This window comes from Sporosarcina pasadenensis (assembly GCF_047228845.1).
GTDB lineage: Bacteria > Bacillota > Bacilli > Bacillales_A > Planococcaceae > Sporosarcina.
This window is the reverse complement of record NZ_JBFEGM010000003.1, coordinates 169,461-186,480: the sequence shown is the minus strand read 5'-3', so window position 1 is coordinate 186,480 and position 17,020 is coordinate 169,461. Positions and strand designations below refer to the sequence as shown.

Below are 17,020 nucleotides of genomic sequence, written 5' to 3'. Positions count from 1 at the left end.
TCTTAACTAGATTCTAGCTGATTGGTTTCCACCATTTTTTTATTACCGGAATTTCCGGCTCTAGAATGATAAACGATTCGTCTTTTAAAATACGTTTGTTGTTCTCTAGTAGAATGTCAATACTATCGTGTTTCTTCTTTTTTTCCAGATAGCTGAGTCCTGCATTGAACAATAATGGTCTCGTTTTTGTATCATGAACATCCGATCCATATGTATGAATCAGATTCGCTTCGACGAGTTGAATTGAAAGTTTTTGAACACTTTTCCCGAAATGACCTGATAGGCTCCCTGCATTCACCTGTGCAAACGCACCATGCCGAATTAATCGTTCGAGTCGCGCGGGTTTCTCAGCAATGGCTCTGTTCCGTTCGGGGTGTGCAATAATTGGCGAGACTCCGTTTTCAAGCATCGATTGTATGACACTTACTGTGTAAAGCGGAATCGATTGTGACGGCAGTTCAAGTAATAGATAACGTGATTCTGCTAGTGTCATCACTTCACGCTTCATTATTTTTTCTATGACTTGGGGATGGAGCCGCACTTCCTGTCCTGTGTGGAGATTGACTGGATACCCCCCTGCCCGCAAGCAATCAGTAAGAAGTCGAATTTGACCTTGGATTTCTTCTATCGGGACATGGTAATGAGGACTGAATGCATGTGGTGTTGCAATCATGTCCGTGATTCCATCCTTCGCTGCTTTTTCCACAATACGTATTGTACCTTCTATTGTTTTCGGTCCATCGTCTACACCAAATAAGATGTGGCAGTGTATGTCAATCATTTGTCTCCCCCCTCCTAGCCATAAAAGAGTAAAAATTGACGCTTCCGATTATTCTTTTGCACCCTCGTAGTTGTAATAGTAATCTCCTTTTTCAATTTTATAATTGTTCAAAATGACTCCTAAAACATTAGCCTTAGAGTTTTCCAACAACCCCTTCGCCCTTATCACACTGTTTTTCTCGGTTGTTCCAGAACTGACGACTAAAATTGTTCCATCACATTTATTAGAAAGAATTTGGGCGTCAGCAACTAAAAGAATTGGAGGTGCGTCGATGATAATCACGTCATACTTCGCTTTCATTTCAGTGATCAGATCATCCATCGCTTTTGAACTAAGGAGTTCAGCGGGGTTTATCGGCATCTTCCCACAAGTAACAAGTTCTAGCCCTTTAATCTGGGTTCTTTTCACCACCTCGTCCAAACCTCTTTGTCTTGTTAATAAATAGGATAGACCAGGGGATGTTGTCGATTTGAACGTATAATGCACCGTAGGTTTTCTCATATCCGCATCAACTAGAAGTACTCTCTTCCCAGCTTGCGCAAAAACAATGGCGACGTTTGCTGCCAATGTCGACTTACCTTCCCCAGAAGAAGACGAAGTGAAAAGAAGAGTCTTTAATTTTTTGTCCGGACTCAAAAAATTAATATTCTCTCGAATCATCCGGAACTGTTCTAAAGTGATGGACTTAGGAGCATCTCTCGTAACAAGTTTACGTGACGCTGTTCGTCCGTCTTTCTTTTTCTTCTTAAACATCCTGCCTTCCCCTTCCCCATATCCGACCGAATAACCCTTTGATTTTATTAACTTCCACTTCTGTAATCGGACTTACAATCCCAATAACGGGAAATCCTAATAATTCTTCAATGTCCCGCTCTGTTTTCACGGTCATATCTAAGTAATTAATGAGGAACGCTATTCCGACTCCTATCATCAATCCACTGACAGCCGCGATTGTCATATTTAGTAACGGATTTGGCTTAGCAGGTAATGGATTCTCGAGATAGACAGCCGGCGAGAGGATGTAAACATTATTAACGTTCATTAGTATTTGGATTTCCTCTTGGAGAACTTCTACAATTGTATTGGCTATATCTACCGATTTATAATGTTCCGGATCGTTAACACTTATTTTAATAACTTGGGAGTCTTGTGTAGTTTCGACCTTTATCTTTTTTTCAAGTAAAGCCGGTGTTGTATCCAAGTCCAGATTTTCAATGACCTTCGAAAGAATTGCGGGGCTTTTGATAATGACGGTATATGTATTAATGAGTTGAATATTCGTCTGAATATCCTGCGCATTAACTTGGATTTGTTCCGTCTGTTTCTGATTGATGAGGATTTGTGTTGACGCTTGGTAAATAGGTGTCAAGAAAAAGTAGCTTATAATTCCAGTTAGTATCACTGCGAATAGGGCCGTACTAATAATGAATACGGATCGCCTTTTTAATACTCTAAACAAATCATGTAGACTGATCGTTTCTTCAACAGGCATAATACTCCCCTTTACAGCGGATTGTCATAAGTCTCCTGAATCCCTCGGTGCTTCAAGGCCGTCTTTCCATTCATTCTTCATGTTATTCACCCCATATGTAATTTGACACAGCGCTCTTCGAAGACATGTAAGAACAGTTCCCTATAGATTTATCCCAACACCGAAAAAGCGGTTCTAAATTAAATGTTGGGGTGATCTGCACGTCACCCCAACATTTAGGTTTTGCGAAGAATAATGTTGATTTGCGCTACAGGCGGACGCTTTCCGCCGGCATGGCTTCAGCCAATCGAACAACGAAGAGTTCGATTGGCCGTATTTCTGCGTCTTTTGCAGAAATTAAGGCAGCCATCTCATGCTCGTAACGCTTCGCTTTTGCTCAGTCCAGGGTCTTCAGCTCATGCTATTCCGGCAGGAGTCGCCGCCTTTCGCTCCAATCAACGAATCTCTTTTAAATCAAAGTCGTAGTAAATTAAATTACTAACCTAAATAAAACCCGATTTTTTCATTATAAAACCGAAAAAGCATGAACGGTGAAATGATCCGTCCATGCTTGTTAGCATGCTATTATAGTGTGAGTACGGAATACTCATCGAGAGAAGATCGCTTTACTGGAGGATGAAATGATTACGAGAGAAAAATTGGAAGAAAAACAAATTAGTTTATATGCATTTGTTCTTTTGATTGCAGCCGGGTTCGGATTATTCGTGCCGGATTTCGCAGGACGATTGGATGTGACGATTTCTGTCGTCATAGCTATATTAATGTATAGTATGTTTTCTCAAATTCCTTTCGCTTCCTTGAGAAACCCCTTTTCAAATCGCCGTTTTATCGGAGCTTTACTGACGGTTAACTACATAGCTGTGCCTATTGTCGTTTGGCTGCTGTCAAAGTTATTGCCAGATTATCCACCATTGCTGCTCGGGGTTTATTTAGTATTGTTAACCCCCTGCATTGACTATGTTATCGTGTTCACTTCTTTAGGTCGTGGCAATGAAAAGCTATTACTGATGGCAACACCTATTTTGTTCGTTACGCAAATGCTCCTATTGCCTTTGTATTTGTGGTTGTTTATGGGAAGGGATACGCTTGGAATAGTGGAAGCCAGGCCGTTTATCGAAGCGTTTATTGGACTTATCGTCATTCCGCTAGGGGTTGCTATTCTAATTCAGTTATACGTAACGAAAGCGCGAACCGGAGCAAGCATCATCGAGCTCTCAGCATGGCTTCCAGTTCCGTTCATGGCTCTTACCTTATTTGTTATTGCAGCTTCTCAAATAGGAAAATTATCTGCATCCATCGATTTACTACTAAAAGTGATCCCTGTCTATATTGCTTTTATGATCATCATGCCTGTCATCTCCCGGTTCGTCGCGAAGCTATTCGTCCTTGAAATCAATACAGGCCGCGCACTAATTTTTAGTGGATCAATACGTAACTCGCTCGTCGTCCTTCCTCTCGCATTGGCTTTGCCCGATAGTGTGAGTACGTTAGTTGTAGCCATCATTGTCACTCAAACAATTGTGGAACTGGTCGGTTCACTTATTTATATACGTGTAGTACCTAATTTGCTTTTACGTGACAAAACGACCTGAAAAAGACACCCATCTTTTGAAAAGATGGGTGTCTTAGTTATGATTGATAACTTTATTTAACTGAAATCGCACTGTAAATGGCAGCAGAGAAATCGGCACGTGTCGCTTCCTTGCCAATATTAAATTCCGATGTTTGAAAGACTGTTGTTTGATCTAACGTCTTTAAAGCATGGATTACATCTGCAGCCCAGTGACTTGATGGTACGTCAGTATATTTGTTTGCAACCTGTACTTCACCATTTATTTTTCCTTGAAGATCAAATGCTCTATCTACAATTGCGGCAAGATGCGCGCGAGTAAGTTTGTCGTTAATGCCGAATTCACCAGTTTCATACCCTTGGAAAATTCCCGCTTCATTCAAAGCCGCAATGTCAGCTGCGTATTGGTGATTTGGTTTAACGTCCGTAAATGTTACTTGAGTCGATGCTTCTAACTTAAGTTTACGGTTTATCATTGCAGCTGCTTGTCCACGTGTAATTGACTTTTCAGGTCTGAATGTGGAATCTTCATAACCGTTTATTACGCCAATTTCGTATAATGCGATGATTGCCTCATAAGCAGGGTGTTTAACCGATAAATCTTTAAACACATCACTCATTTGTTCATCCTGTTTTACCTGCACAGGGTCAAAAGCAACTTTAATATTTGTTGTAACACGTTTTGCACCGGCATATTTTGGAGCCCAATAAGGGTCTGTTTTCAAATTAGCTTTCAGCACACCTCTGCTCTTAGCTGAGATGAATTCGTTATTCCCTAAATAGATTCCCGTGTGCGAAATGCCTTTTTTATATGTATTCGCAAAAAACACTAGATCCCCAGGCTTCAGATTTTCTTTGCTTATTGATGTTCCGACTCTAAACTGATCTTCCGATGTTCTTGGTAAACTGATGTTAAAATTGTTAAAGACATATTGTATGTATCCGGAACAATCAAAACCGCCTGGCGTTGTACCTCCAAATTTATAAGGAGTGCCATAAAATTTTTCGGCAAAGGTTGCAATCTCATCCGGTGTTGCAGCACTTACTTTAGTTGATGATATAAAAGGTATAGAACTAATTAGAAACACTGCTAGCAATGTTTGAATCAATCGTTTTCTCATTTTCCACCCCAACTGCTCTTTTTTATCTATTGTTGTATTTTACTCTGCTAACTTTAGCATAAAAAATATTAATTCCGCTTTACAATAACATTACATTAACATTACCATTATTAGATTTTTTAATAATTAAATATAGAGAAAATTGAGCCTCTAACTGTTTTTGCACATAAAAAAATGCCTAGAATGACCTTAAGGCATTTGTTGATTTCTATACTTTAACGCTTTAGGATGATATAGTATCTTCATCTAAAAAACATGTTATGTAAATATATATAGAAAGCAGGTTTTCACTATGCCCCTAAATAATCTCCAAGAAATCATTGAAAAAAACCGAGAAGCCTATATAGAAAAGCTGTTTACCCTTTTACGGCAAAAAAGTATTAGCACTCAAAATGATGGAATTACCGAATGTGCACAATTGCTCAAGGAGATGATGGGGGAGCTTGGGATTACGGCAAAAATCATGAAAACAGAAGGCCATCCTGTTGTTTTCGGGGAAATGATGAAGGATGAAAACTTCTTCACGTTGCTCATTTATGGCCACTATGATGTTCAACCCCCGGAGCCACTTGATGAATGGTTGTCCCCTCCTTTTGAACCTACGATCCGTGATGGAAAAATCTTTTGCCGAGGCGCTGGGGATAACAAAGGGCAGCTTATGGCCCAACTTCTTGGCGTGAAGACCTATTTAAGTTGTTTCGAAGACTTACCTATTAATATAAAATTTTTGTTTGAGGGAGAAGAAGAAAACGGGAGTCCTCATTTAGCTTCCTTTGTGAAAAAGAATCGGGAACTGTTGAAAGCAGATCTTGTCTATACAGCTGACGGTTCTTCACATAACAGTGGCGCTCCGCTCATTTTATTGGGAGCGAGAGGATCGCTCGACCTTGAACTAATAGCAAAAGAAGCTGAATGGGATAATCATTCGGGGAATACAGGGAATATTGTTCCTAACCCTGCTTGGAAGCTCATCAATTTGTTAAAAACAATGTGTAATGATGAGGGACAAGTGTTAATAGAAGGATTTTATGATCATATCCTCCCACCTTCTGCGCGCGAGAAAGAATTGATTCAAAAATTGCCTTTTGACGCGGAAGATATTGGACAAAAGATTGGGTACCCTCATTTGCAAATGGACGGCGAAACGTATTATCACAAATTGACAATGGAGCCAACGTTTAATATAAACGGGTTACAAAGCGGCTATACAGGAGAAGGCATGAAGACGATTATTCCGGCAACTGCTACCGTGAAGATGGATGTTCGTCTCGTCATCGATCAAGACCCGATAGATATTTTCAACAAAATCTGTCAGCATGTCCAAAAACATGACCCTGATATTGAAGTGAAATTTATCTCGGCTATGGAACCGTCAAGAACTTCTGCGGATCTCGACATTGTAGGAGTTGTCACAAACGCTGTTCGTCTTGCGTACAAACAAGAACCACTCATTCAACCGAGCCTTGGCAGTTCACTTCCTGATTATGTATGGACGAAAATATTAGAAGTCCCATCGATTATTATGCCATATGCAAATTTCGACCAAAGAAACCATTCTCCAAATGAAAATATCGCAATCGCTAATTTTTTGAATGGAATTCGTTGTACTTGCCATGTAATCCATGCACTTGGTGAATATGCAGAAAATCTTAGAAAAGGGGTTTCTAAGTGAACACGGAAAAGAAATCATTAAAAACTTTTTTTAAAGTACCCCATGTCTTCGCCTTAATGTTTATCATTGTTTTAGTCGCGGCAGTTCTCACGTACATTATCCCGGCCGGCGAATTTGATCGTGTGGAAGACCCGTTAAGTGGAAGGATGGTCGTACAAGAAGGCTCGTTCCATGATGTCCAGAAGGCTCCCGTTAGCATTCTTGAAATTCCAAGTTTGATTATAAAAGGATTGAATGAATCCAGTGGAATCATTTTATTCATATTTGTCGTCGGCGGTTCGTTTCGAATTATTACATCAACCGGAGCTTTTGATGCGGTTATTGGATCCATCACGACTAAATTGGGTAAGCGAGAAATCCTTATTATCCCCTTGTTGTTAACGCTGTTTTCGATTTTCGGTGCGACAGTCGGCATGTCAATTGAAGCATTAGGATTAGTACCGCTCGTCGTTGCCCTTGCCCGATCTTTGAAATATGACGCTTTAACCGGTATGGCTATAGTACTCGTCGGTGTCTTTTGCGGATTTATTGCCGGATTAATGAATCCATTTACGGTCGGCGTTGCGCAACAAATTGCGGGACTCCCGATCTATTCGGGCATGTGGTTACGAGCAATACTCTTAGTCGTCCTTTTAGTTGTTGCGAGTATCTATATCGTTCGTTATGCAAAATTAGTGAAGTTGGATCCTGCAAAAAGCTTGGTCTTCGAACTGGAGCAAAATGCAAAAGTAGAGGGCTCTGAACTCGTACAGTCCTCCAAATTTCACATCAAACACTTTTTAGTCATACTTATATTCATTTCCGGGATTGGTACACTCATATGGGGTGTCTCGACAAGAGGTTGGTATATTGAACAAATGGCTGCCCTATTCTTGGCAATGGGGATACTTTCAGGGTTATTTGCAAGATTTGGTTCGACTCGGATCGCTGAAGAATTTGTGGAAGGCGCTAAAGCCGTCACACTCGGTGCTCTGATTGTTGGAATCGCCCGGGCCATTCCAGTCGTATTGGAAGAGGGCAACATCATTGACTCACTCGTATATGGTCTATCCAATATCATCATGTTTATGCCGGATTCCATTAAGGTGATTAGTATATACATTGTTCAAAACGTCATTAACTTTTTCATAAATTCAGGTTCCGGCCAAGCAGCGGTTACAATGCCAATTATGATTCCTTTAGGTGACTTAATCGGGATTACAAGGCAAACAACCGTTCTCTCATTTCATTTAGGTGACGGATTTACGAACTTAATTTTCCCGACGGGCTCAACGATGATGGCCTATCTCGCAACAACCGGTATCTCATATGAAAAATGGGTTAAATTCATTTGGCCATTAGTTCTGATCTTCATCATTATTGGTGGCGTTTTCGTTGTGTTTGCGCATATGATTCACTATTAATATTGGATAAATGACCAAAAATATATCTCAATGGAAACAGGCTACTTCATAATAAATGAAGTAGCCTGTTTCCTTTATCCATGGTCCCTTATCCAAATGCAACATCAAGAATCATCATTACTGTAAATCCTACCATTAAGCACATCGAAGCTAAATTTTTATTGCCATTTTCCTGTGAGCCTGGAACGACTTCTTCCACGACGACAAAAATCATAGCGCCAGCTGCAAAGCTTAATGCAAATGGAAGAAGGGGTTGCATCGTCGTGACCGCAAGAACACCGATCACAGCTGAAATTGGTTCAACCGCTCCTGAAAACTGTCCATAGAAGAAACTTTTCCGGCGAGACATTCCGTCTCTCCGCAATGGCATCGAAACAGCCGTCCCCTCAGGAAGGTTTTGGATTCCGATCCCAACAGCCAAAGCAATCGCGGCAGCTATTGTAGCCGATGGCATACCGGCTGCCACTGCCCCAAAGGCGACACCAACTGCAAGACCTTCAGGTATATTGTGCAATGTAATCGCAAATACAAGTAACGTACTTCGTCGCTTACTTTCAGGATTGATGCCCTCCGCATCTTTCATCGGGGAGCTAGGGTGCAAATGAGGAATGACCTTATTTGCTACCCACAGAAAAATACCTCCTAATAAAAACCCGACGGCTGCTGGAAACCAGGATGGAAACGAACTATTTTGCTCGGCCATTTCAATGGCTGGTGAAAGGAGCGACCAAAAACTTGCCGCAATCATAACGCCGCCCGCAAACCCCAACATCCCATCCATCAACTTCTGATTGACTTTCTTCGTTGTAAAGACCAAGGCAGCCCCGACAGCAGTCATCCCCCATGTGAACAAGGTGGCGATCAATGCTTGGTAGACTGGACTCAGTCCTAAAAAATAATCCATCATATTTATTCTCCTTACTCATTATGATCGTGATAATAGTGCTATTATATGCCGAATGTTTCCCTTGTGCAACATTTTTATTTTAAGTAATATATTTTCCTAATTGAAAATAATATTCTTCAAAAAACATTCCATGGTATGATTGAGAAATTGATGTGTGTATAGGAACACAAATACATAATGTTCTCAAGGAGTGAAGAGCTATGGATAAAAAAGAACGACAACTTTTTAATTACTATTACAGTAAGTTTGCGGAGAGGAATTTCGATGAAAAAGATGTGATGAGCTTTTTACTTTTTATAAAGGAAAATGCGCAAGATAATAAAGTGATAAAGGAACTTGGAGATTTTATTGTCCAAAGGGAAAATTATTCAGGGTATGTAAAAGCATTTTTCGATGATTGCCAAGACATTATTAACAACCTCGGTAAAGGAAAAAAGAAAAAGATCGAGATTATGTTTTCCTTCAAAGAAATTCGAAATGGCTTCAACGCATTATTCGTTGACCAAGGTTTGGAAAAACTGCCTCACGAAGTAATTAATGATTTCATTTTGTGCATTATTTCATTGTTACAGCACGTAACATTAGTATCCGGAAGCTCAAATAAGAAAGTCGGCCACTTAAGTTTCGCAGCATCGAGCAAAGAGCTATTCTTAATGGGCAATATGAAAGTCTTACATAAAGGGCGTTTCATACCTGTTACATTCCCGGTTTTATCAGTAAGAAACATGTATGAAAAAGTAAAACCACAAGATCAAAATGACACCCCTTACCTATTTGATAATGAGATCATCGAGGTGATCAATAGCGAAGGGCAAATGTTAATTACCTTTCCAACAATGTCCTAACCGGTGCCCATAATAGGTGCCTGTGCAAGACACTATTCAGACAATACAATACAATTGCATAAAGAGAAAACAGGAAGCCCGCCATTTCGATATTCGGCGGGCTTCCTGTTGCATTTTTATAAACTTTGATGAATTGTCATAATTGTACCTTGCACAGGCACCGGAACAATTCTGAATTTGTGTTATTCGTTTTGGTTTCTTGTTTTGGAGCCTTTTTTATCGTTATCGACGGTACTTTCCCCTGCTTTATTGTCCATCGCTTTGTCAGAAGAACTAGAACCTGATACACCAGCAGCAGTAGAACCAAATGGATCAAGAGCTGATGCCATCGTATCCCCAGTAAAAGCACCTACACTTGTTTCGCCGGTATCGTGATCGTCACGTTTTCGTTTGTTACTATTAGCCATTTATTTCACTCCCTCGTATGTTATAGGCAAGTGCTATTGTTTAACAGCACTGGCCCTGCAACTTACTTTGTCCCTTCATGACAAATCTATGTGCCCCAGTCTCACTGGTGATTACCTTTCCTCACACACTTTTAATTTATTTAAAAAACGTTTGACTTTATTTCAAAAAACCAGTACGATTCAATCAAGAAGTTGACAAAATTTCAAAACACATCGAAAGGGATTGACTTACATGACTGAAATTCTTTACGGTAACACACCTACCTTTTTAGGAGCGGAAAATATCTCTGCTACTAAATCATTTGAAAATATAGATGCAGTAGTATACGGAATTCCATGGGAAGGAGCCGTTACATGGGGCGATTACACAGGTTGTGAACTCGGGCCGAAAGTGATGCGCTTAACTTCTGCTCGTTATAGCGGTTATTTACCGGAACTTGATCATATTGATGTGTTCGAACATATGAAGATCGGAGATATCGGCGACATCGATGTCGTACCCGCGGATGTAGATGAAACAATGAATCGTATTACAAAATTTTCGAGTGAACTATGGAAAAGTAAAAAATTCCTAATTGGCTTAGGCGGCGATCATGGTGTTACTTTCCCAATCGTGAAAGCGCTTGCTGAAACAGGTAAAAAAGTCGGCATCATTCATCTTGACGCTCACTACGACAACCTCCCTTCTCATAATGGCGATCAATATGCACGGTGCAGCCCGTTTGCCCGTCTATACGAGCAAGAAGGCGTGCGCAACGAGAGCATTATTCATACAGGGATTCACGGGCCAAGAAATATGCCGGAAGCTGGACGTAATGCGAAGGAAGCCGGCGCTGTTACCGTAACGATTAACGATATTCGTAATGCGAAAGACTTAAAGGCATTTGCTGGGGAACTCTATGCAATGGCTAGTAAAGATGTAGACTGTGTCTACTTAAGCATTTGCAGTGACGTGCTAGACTTTGCGTTTAACCCTGGTGGTCCAGTTGACGGCAACGGTCTCACTTCATATGAGCTACTTACGCTTGTCTACGAAATTTGTAAGCAAGGAGTTATCGGGATGGATTTCGTGGAAATTTATCCACAACAAGATCCGAACCAAAACTCAGCACACTTCGTTTCAACAGTTGTGTTATATGCACTCGCTGGTGAAATTGCACACAAACAACAAAACTCGTAATTCACTTTCCCGTAATTTTCATAAGTCTTCAACCCTTCCTGTGGGTTGAAGACTTCTATGCAAAGTGCGATTAAAGCGCTTACATAAGAAACTAAAAAATGGTGATAAAAATGGTTAGTACAAACGAAGAAAATAACATGATATTGAAACGCTACGAACCGATTGCTGATATGATCTATGCGACTTTTGGCAGCAATTGCGAAGTCGTCATTCATGATTTACGCAACGTTCAATCTTCCCTTGTTTATATTCAAGGAAACGTAACAGGTCGAGCATTAGGTGCCCCTACAACCGAAGTGATTTTGAAACAATTACGCCAACAAGGCAATGAAGTGAAAGACAAGCTTGGATTTACGACAAGAACAACCGACGGGAAAATGGTGAAAACCTCTCTTTCTTTCATTCGAAACGATGAAGGCGAAGTCATTGGTTATTTGGGCATCAACTTCGATATTACTGCGTTTTCGATGGTTAACCAAGTCATTAAAGAATTCACTGCCGTACACGACTCAGAGGAAAATGGAGTTCATCTAGATGAATCGTATGCGAAAAACATTGATGAGGTCTTTCATCACTTAATCAGTTCGGTGACGCTTGAAATCGGTGTTCCTATCCCGGAGATGTCTCGAAATGAGCGCATTCGATTTGTCCAAAAGTTAGAAGAGAGAGGCGCTTTCCTGATTCAAGGCTCTGCAGACCGTATCGCTAAGGTGCTCGGTGTTTCAAAACAAACAATCTATAACTATCTAGAATGAATTAATTGGAAAACATAGCTATATTCATGATGAAATCATAATTGGTTTCATCCGCTTATAATAGTCAAAATATTACAAACGTTAGAATGAGAGGTGCACTACAATGACGAATGTTGAAATAGAGAACATCCAAGTTGCGGAGAAAAAATCATTACTAGATAAAATTAAAGTGATCGGCCCAGGCGCCATTATTACTGCTTCTTTTATTGGCCCTGGAACCGTCACAACTGCCACTCGAGCAGGTGCTTCGTATGGCTATGCGATCCTTTGGGCGGTCGTCTTTTCGATCGTCGCGACAATCGTGTTGCAAGAAATGACAGCACGTCTCGGCATCATTACGCGAAAAGGTTTAGGTGAAGCCGTTCGTGATCAATTTTCCAATCCGATATTAAAATATGGTTCCATGTGGCTCGTAATGATTGCAATTAGTGTCGGGTGTGCGGCTTATATGGCCGGTGATTTGCTCGGAACATCACTTGGCATTTCAACGCTGACGGGCATTTCGCCAAATGTGCTTGGTCCAATTGTAGGCATCGTTATTTTATTCCTTGGATTAAGCGGTAGTTATAAATTGATTGAACGCGTCATGGTCGCATTGATTGTCATTATGAGTTTGACGTTCATTACGACAATGTTCGTCGCAAAGCCGAATCTTAGCGAAGTGTTCCAAGGGGCTTTCATTCCAACAATCCCAAGCGGTTCCATCATTATGATCATTGCGTTGATCGGGACGACTGTTGTGCCCTATAATTTATTTTTACATTCGTCAATGGTACAACAACGTTGGAACAAGCCATCTGACCTGAGAGAAGCGCGTATTGATACGATCGTCTCCATCAGTATCGGTGGACTGATTACAGCGGCGATTTTAATTACCGCTGGTGCGATGATTCAAGGTCTTGAAGTTTCAAGCGCTGCAGACCTATCTCTTCAATTGGAACCCATTTTTGGCCAATGGGCGAAAATGTTTATGAGTCTAGGACTGTTTGCAGCTGGATTCTCTTCAGCACTCGCTTCCCCGCTTGGCGCGGCCATGACGGTAAGCAGTGTTTTGAAATGGGAAAACGGCATGAAGGATAAGCGTTTCAAGGCTGTCTTCACAACAGTTATGGTTATCGGTATCGTTTGTTCAGGTCTTGGCTTTAATCCGCTTGACGTCTTATTGTTTGCACAAGCGTTGAATGGTATTTTACTCCCGGTGATCGTCATTACGCTTCTTGTCATAATGAATAACAAAAAGCGTCTCGGTGAATTTGGAAACTCCGTGAAGGCAAATATTATCGGCGGAATTGTCGCTGCCGTTTGTACGTTCCTTGGTATATATAGCTTAATTGATGCCATTAAAGCTTTTATTGGTGCATAATTGATACGCTTGCAAGGCAATTAAGGAGAGAGAAAAAGCACAAACCATGAATCGGTTTGTGCTTTTTCGACTGATAAATTGTTACGCTTCCACGCTCTTCCTTCGTGCAAGTCCGTAATAAGATAGACATGCAATGATAGAAGTACCAAAGATAATGGCACCCATCGGAATTGCAGTTGCCTCTCCTGCGATGCCGACGAGAGGTGCAGTGATTGAACCTAACACAAAAGGCAATAATCCAAGTAGCGCGGAGGCACTTCCTGCAATATGCCCTTGTGATTCCATCGCCAATGAAAAAGAGGATGTAGAAATGATGCCAATCGACGCAACGAAAAAGAAGATCGGCACAACGATTGTTAGAAGCGGTCCGTGCATAAGCACCGCAATCAGTAATAACGCGCCTGAAGTGACGGAAATGAATAAGCCTGTCTGTAAAAATCGCTGTTCAGACACAATGCCGGTTAAGCGTCCAACAACTTGCGAACCGATGATGAGCCCAATTCCATTCATGCCGAATAACACACTAAACAGTTGCGGAGAAACACCGTAAATCGTTTGATACACAAATGGTGTCCCCGCAACGTAAGCGAATATACCAGCCATGATAAACCCTTGTGCGAGTGCGTAGCCCATAAAACTACGATCTTTCAGTAAGGATTGGAAGTTTTTTAATGTCTGGGAGAGATTGCTGGGGACTCGCATATCGTGCGATAATGATTCATCCATCTTCCAAATGACAATGACTGCCAACAAAAGACCAATAAAACTTAATGTGATAAATATGCCTTTCCAATCCGAAAACGCGAGAATCACCCCTCCTAGAAGAGGTGCGAGAATCGGCGCCAAGTTATTGATCAGCATGAGGAGTGCGAAGAACTTCGTTAATTCCCTACCAGTGTATACGTCCCGGACTACTGCCCTGGAGATGACAATTCCCGCAGATGCCGCAAATCCTTGCAAGAAACGAGCCGCTATGAACAATCCAATATTGGGTGCAAAGGCACAAAGGACTGAGGCGGCCAAATAAACGATCAGTGCAACGACTAACGGTTTCTTTCGTCCATGAACATCACTCATCGGACCCAGCACTAACTGCCCCAATCCGATTCCGACTAATGTCGCCGTTAAACTCACTTGTACCAAGGAAGGCGTTGTCCCGAAAGCATTAACGATTGTCGGAAATGACGGCAAATACATATCAATGGTTAAAGGGCCCATTGCTGCAAGCGTCCCTAAAAGCAATGCCAGCTTTAAGCGCTTAGCTCCTGTTAATGATTTCATACATATTTTCAACCTTTCTAAGCTTAAAGACAGCAATTTCGGTATCTATCTGTGTAAACATAAGTGTCTACTTTATCACCAAAGTGTTTAAAATAAAAGATTTAAGCTTCTCCAATACGTGCATTCAGTTTAAGGGAATCAAAAAAGCAACCACCTAGCCAAAGCTTAGGTAGTTGCTCTATTCATGTCTTCATGATTAATGCGGCAGGTACGCCAATTGATAAAAGAACAGAACCGCGAACACGTAGACAAGAGGATGGACCGCACGCCATTTCCCCGTAACGACCTTCAAGATTGGATACGAGATGAATCCTAACGCGATACCTGTTGCAATGCTTGAAGTGAGCGGCATGCTCAAGATGATTAAAAATGCAGGGAAAGCTTCATCAATTTCTTCCCATTTGATTTTGGCAATAGCTCCCATCATTAAGCTGCCGACAATGATTAAGGCAGGTGCTGTAATGGAAGACAGGCCTGAAACCGCACTAACGAGCGGTCCGAAAAACGCTGCTACGATAAATAGAATTGCGACAGTCACCGTCGTCAGCCCCGTTCGTCCTCCTGCTGCTACGCCTGCTGATGATTCAATATATGCACTTGTAGGAGTTGTACCAAACATGGAGCCAGCAGTAGCGGCAACAGAGTCTGCAAGTAGAGCTTGGCGCGCCCGCGGCATTTTATTGTCCTTCATTAACCCGGCCTGCTGTGCAACACCGATCATCGTTCCAGTCGTATCGAAGATCGTCACCATGAGGAACGAAAAGACAACAGGAAACAGCATGTGCTGCCATACATCCGCGAAAGCTGTTAACGGATTGGAGACGATGATCCCTTCTGGAAGCGATGGCATTTGAACGAAACCTTGGTCAAAGGATAGATGCCCTGTGAAAAAGGCGACGACTGCCGTAATGATCATACCGAAGAACAATGCTCCATGCACTCTCAACGCCATGAAAATAAGCGTAACAGTAAGACCAAACAAGGCAAACAGCACTTTCGGTGAATGAAGATCCCCTAATGCAACGAGATTCGAAGGATGGGATACGATCATCCCCGCCTGTCTCATCCCGATAAAAGCGATAAACAGGCCAATCCCCGCTGTAATGCCATGTTTCAAGTTATCAGGAATGGCTTCAATCAACACTTTACGGAAAGAAGTTAACGACAAAATAACAAAAATGAGACCAGCAACGAAAACAGCTGCGAACGCTGTTTCATAAGTTATACCATTTGTTCCAACGACCGAATAGGCGAAATACGCATTCATGCCCATTCCCGGTGCAATCGCAATCGGATAATTAGCTGCAAGCGCCATCCATAGGGTCCCGATCACAGTAGCAATTATCGTAGCCGTAAACACCTGATCGAATGGCACACCCGCATCTTTCAAAATGATTGGATTGACAATCACGATATAGACCATCGTAAAAAAGGTCGTAAACCCTGCAAGGACTTCTGTTCTTACAGTAGTATTGTTTTCTTGTAATTTAAACACTAAAAAACCCCTCCAAAACACGAACGATATTTTATCCCTTACATATATTATTCGTTTTTCAGGCGTTTTACAAGTGTTTTTTTTTGAGACGTTGAAGATGCTTATACGGAACTGTTGTTAAAGCAAACCAATTAAACCGAAAATCCACAACGGCCAGTTTAGCCTTTTCCAATGAAATATTAAAAAAATAATTCAATTGTCCAAGCTCTTCCTTCTAAACTGCATATTTTAAGGTATTAAGTTTAAGGAGGTGACTATCGTGGTTCAAATAATTGATTACCAAGCAGTACAACCCATTCGTAGGGTTAATCTTAATAGACCAATTACGATTCCTCGTTCACCATTAAGGGTTTCATTGGCAAATATTCGAATAAGGATACCTAGTGGAGCAACTAGAAATCGTGTAGAGTTAATTGCGACAGTAGGAGTGCATGGGGTTACAGGCACATCCCAAATTTTGTTCAGGATCTTCCGCGACGGAAGAGAAATCTTCAATACCCAAGTAGGAGTAGAATCTGATCCTGAATCAGAAGTAAACTATGTAGAAACATTCCAAGCAATAGATTTTAATGTTGGACAAGGTACCCATGTATATCAAGTAACCGCTCAAAATCTGACTAGTGGAACAGAAGCTGCTGTTGTTGGCCCCATTTCCTTTAGCGGCTTAGCAATTGCTCTATAATAATGGGTGAATCTTTGCTAAGGTGTGCTTGACCTAATAAATAGGAAAAGCACACCTTTCTTTTAC

At 41.3% G+C, this 17,020-nt stretch carries 16 protein-coding genes; 8 read left to right on the top strand and 8 right to left on the bottom strand.

What is annotated here, in order from left to right:
* Nucleotides 1-13: 13 nt before the first annotated feature.
* Genes AB1K89_RS06355 through AB1K89_RS06345 form a run of 3 tightly spaced genes read right to left on the bottom strand, consistent with a single transcriptional unit; the run spans nt 14 to nt 2,273 of the window.
* Nucleotides 14-781, bottom strand: coding sequence for a tyrosine-protein phosphatase (locus tag AB1K89_RS06355; protein ID WP_413053930.1), 768 nt, complete (start codon nt 779-781; stop codon nt 14-16).
* A 48-nt stretch (nt 782-829) separates the two neighbouring features.
* Nucleotides 830-1,534 (bottom strand): CpsD/CapB family tyrosine-protein kinase, encoded by a 705-nt coding sequence (locus AB1K89_RS06350; RefSeq protein ID WP_413053929.1) that lies wholly within the window; start codon nt 1,532-1,534, stop codon nt 830-832.
* Nucleotides 1,527-2,273 (bottom strand): YveK family protein, encoded by a 747-nt coding sequence (locus AB1K89_RS06345; RefSeq protein WP_413053928.1) that lies wholly within the window; start codon nt 2,271-2,273, stop codon nt 1,527-1,529. The genes AB1K89_RS06350 and AB1K89_RS06345 overlap by 8 nt, the downstream gene beginning before the upstream one ends.
* Before the next feature lie 620 nt (nt 2,274-2,893).
* Here AB1K89_RS06345 and AB1K89_RS06340 point away from each other — a divergent pair.
* On the top strand, nt 2,894-3,865 hold the full coding sequence (locus AB1K89_RS06340; protein WP_413053927.1) for an arsenic resistance protein: 972 nt from the start codon (nt 2,894-2,896) through the stop codon (nt 3,863-3,865).
* Between the two features lie 52 nt (nt 3,866-3,917).
* Here the strand turns inward: AB1K89_RS06340 and AB1K89_RS06335 are convergent, their stop codons facing one another.
* The gene (locus AB1K89_RS06335) at nt 3,918-4,964 is read right to left on the bottom strand and encodes a C40 family peptidase (RefSeq protein ID WP_413053926.1); all 1,047 of its coding nucleotides are present in this window, start codon (nt 4,962-4,964) and stop codon (nt 3,918-3,920) included.
* A 292-nt stretch (nt 4,965-5,256) separates the two neighbouring features.
* On the opposite strand from AB1K89_RS06335, the gene AB1K89_RS06330 reads away from it, so the two are divergent.
* Nucleotides 5,257-6,636 carry a M20/M25/M40 family metallo-hydrolase gene (locus tag AB1K89_RS06330; RefSeq protein ID WP_413053925.1) on the top strand — a complete coding sequence of 460 codons (1,380 nt, stop codon included), beginning with the start codon at nt 5,257-5,259 and terminating at the stop codon, nt 6,634-6,636.
* Nucleotides 6,633-8,039 (top strand): YfcC family protein, encoded by a 1,407-nt coding sequence (locus AB1K89_RS06325; protein ID WP_413053924.1) that lies wholly within the window; start codon nt 6,633-6,635, stop codon nt 8,037-8,039. The genes AB1K89_RS06330 and AB1K89_RS06325 overlap by 4 nt, the downstream gene beginning before the upstream one ends.
* A gap of 88 nt (nt 8,040-8,127) precedes the next feature.
* Here the strand turns inward: AB1K89_RS06325 and AB1K89_RS06320 are convergent, their stop codons facing one another.
* Nucleotides 8,128-8,946, bottom strand: coding sequence for a ZIP family metal transporter (locus AB1K89_RS06320; RefSeq protein ID WP_413053923.1), 819 nt, complete (start codon nt 8,944-8,946; stop codon nt 8,128-8,130).
* 200 nt (nt 8,947-9,146) lie between these two features.
* On the opposite strand from AB1K89_RS06320, the gene AB1K89_RS06315 reads away from it, so the two are divergent.
* Nucleotides 9,147-9,791, top strand: coding sequence for a hypothetical protein (locus tag AB1K89_RS06315; protein WP_413053922.1), 645 nt, complete (start codon nt 9,147-9,149; stop codon nt 9,789-9,791).
* Between the two features lie 182 nt (nt 9,792-9,973).
* On the opposite strand, the gene AB1K89_RS06310 is transcribed toward AB1K89_RS06315, so the two are convergent.
* Nucleotides 9,974-10,198, bottom strand: a complete 225-nt coding sequence (locus AB1K89_RS06310) for a hypothetical protein (protein WP_413053921.1) — start codon at nt 10,196-10,198, stop codon at nt 9,974-9,976.
* Nucleotides 10,199-10,430: 232 nt separating this feature from the next.
* Between AB1K89_RS06310 and AB1K89_RS06305 the strand changes: the two genes are divergently transcribed.
* From AB1K89_RS06305 to AB1K89_RS06295, 3 genes are all read left to right on the top strand, one after another.
* Entirely contained in the window at nt 10,431-11,378 is a 948-nt protein-coding gene (locus tag AB1K89_RS06305; protein ID WP_413053920.1) for an agmatinase family protein, read from the top strand.
* A gap of 137 nt (nt 11,379-11,515) precedes the next feature.
* Nucleotides 11,516-12,133 (top strand): helix-turn-helix transcriptional regulator, encoded by a 618-nt coding sequence (locus AB1K89_RS06300; protein WP_413053919.1) that lies wholly within the window; start codon nt 11,516-11,518, stop codon nt 12,131-12,133.
* Between the two features lie 103 nt (nt 12,134-12,236).
* Entirely contained in the window at nt 12,237-13,496 is a 1,260-nt protein-coding gene (locus AB1K89_RS06295; protein WP_413053918.1) for an Nramp family divalent metal transporter, read from the top strand.
* 81 nt (nt 13,497-13,577) lie between these two features.
* Here the strand turns inward: AB1K89_RS06295 and AB1K89_RS06290 are convergent, their stop codons facing one another.
* Nucleotides 13,578-14,777, bottom strand: a complete 1,200-nt coding sequence (locus tag AB1K89_RS06290) for a Bcr/CflA family multidrug efflux MFS transporter (protein WP_413053917.1) — start codon at nt 14,775-14,777, stop codon at nt 13,578-13,580.
* A gap of 196 nt (nt 14,778-14,973) precedes the next feature.
* A complete protein-coding gene (locus AB1K89_RS06285; protein ID WP_413053916.1) occupies nt 14,974-16,272 on the bottom strand; it encodes an NCS2 family permease in 1,299 nt (432 codons plus the stop codon).
* 259 nt (nt 16,273-16,531) lie between these two features.
* On the opposite strand from AB1K89_RS06285, the gene AB1K89_RS06280 reads away from it, so the two are divergent.
* Nucleotides 16,532-16,954 (top strand): exosporium protein C, encoded by a 423-nt coding sequence (locus AB1K89_RS06280; RefSeq protein ID WP_413053915.1) that lies wholly within the window; start codon nt 16,532-16,534, stop codon nt 16,952-16,954.
* Nucleotides 16,955-17,020: the final 66 nt, after the last annotated feature.

Coding starts and splice junctions, on each gene's coding strand:
- AB1K89_RS06335 (WP_413053926.1), bottom strand. CDS start 4,964: ATGAGAAAACGATTGATTCAAACATTGCTAGCAGTGTTTCTAATTAGT.
- AB1K89_RS06310 (WP_413053921.1), bottom strand. CDS start 10,198: ATGGCTAATAGTAACAAACGAAAACGTGACGATCACGATACCGGCGAA.
- AB1K89_RS06345 (WP_413053928.1), bottom strand. CDS start 2,273: ATGCCTGTTGAAGAAACGATCAGTCTACATGATTTGTTTAGAGTATTA.
- AB1K89_RS06330 (WP_413053925.1), top strand. CDS start 5,257: ATGCCCCTAAATAATCTCCAAGAAATCATTGAAAAAAACCGAGAAGCC.
- AB1K89_RS06320 (WP_413053923.1), bottom strand. CDS start 8,946: ATGATGGATTATTTTTTAGGACTGAGTCCAGTCTACCAAGCATTGATC.
- AB1K89_RS06295 (WP_413053918.1), top strand. CDS start 12,237: ATGACGAATGTTGAAATAGAGAACATCCAAGTTGCGGAGAAAAAATCA.
- AB1K89_RS06305 (WP_413053920.1), top strand. CDS start 10,431: ATGACTGAAATTCTTTACGGTAACACACCTACCTTTTTAGGAGCGGAA.
- AB1K89_RS06290 (WP_413053917.1), bottom strand. CDS start 14,777: ATGAAATCATTAACAGGAGCTAAGCGCTTAAAGCTGGCATTGCTTTTA.
- AB1K89_RS06340 (WP_413053927.1), top strand. CDS start 2,894: ATGATTACGAGAGAAAAATTGGAAGAAAAACAAATTAGTTTATATGCA.
- AB1K89_RS06355 (WP_413053930.1), bottom strand. CDS start 781: ATGATTGACATACACTGCCACATCTTATTTGGTGTAGACGATGGACCG.
- AB1K89_RS06300 (WP_413053919.1), top strand. CDS start 11,516: ATGATATTGAAACGCTACGAACCGATTGCTGATATGATCTATGCGACT.
- AB1K89_RS06350 (WP_413053929.1), bottom strand. CDS start 1,534: ATGTTTAAGAAGAAAAAGAAAGACGGACGAACAGCGTCACGTAAACTT.
- AB1K89_RS06315 (WP_413053922.1), top strand. CDS start 9,147: ATGGATAAAAAAGAACGACAACTTTTTAATTACTATTACAGTAAGTTT.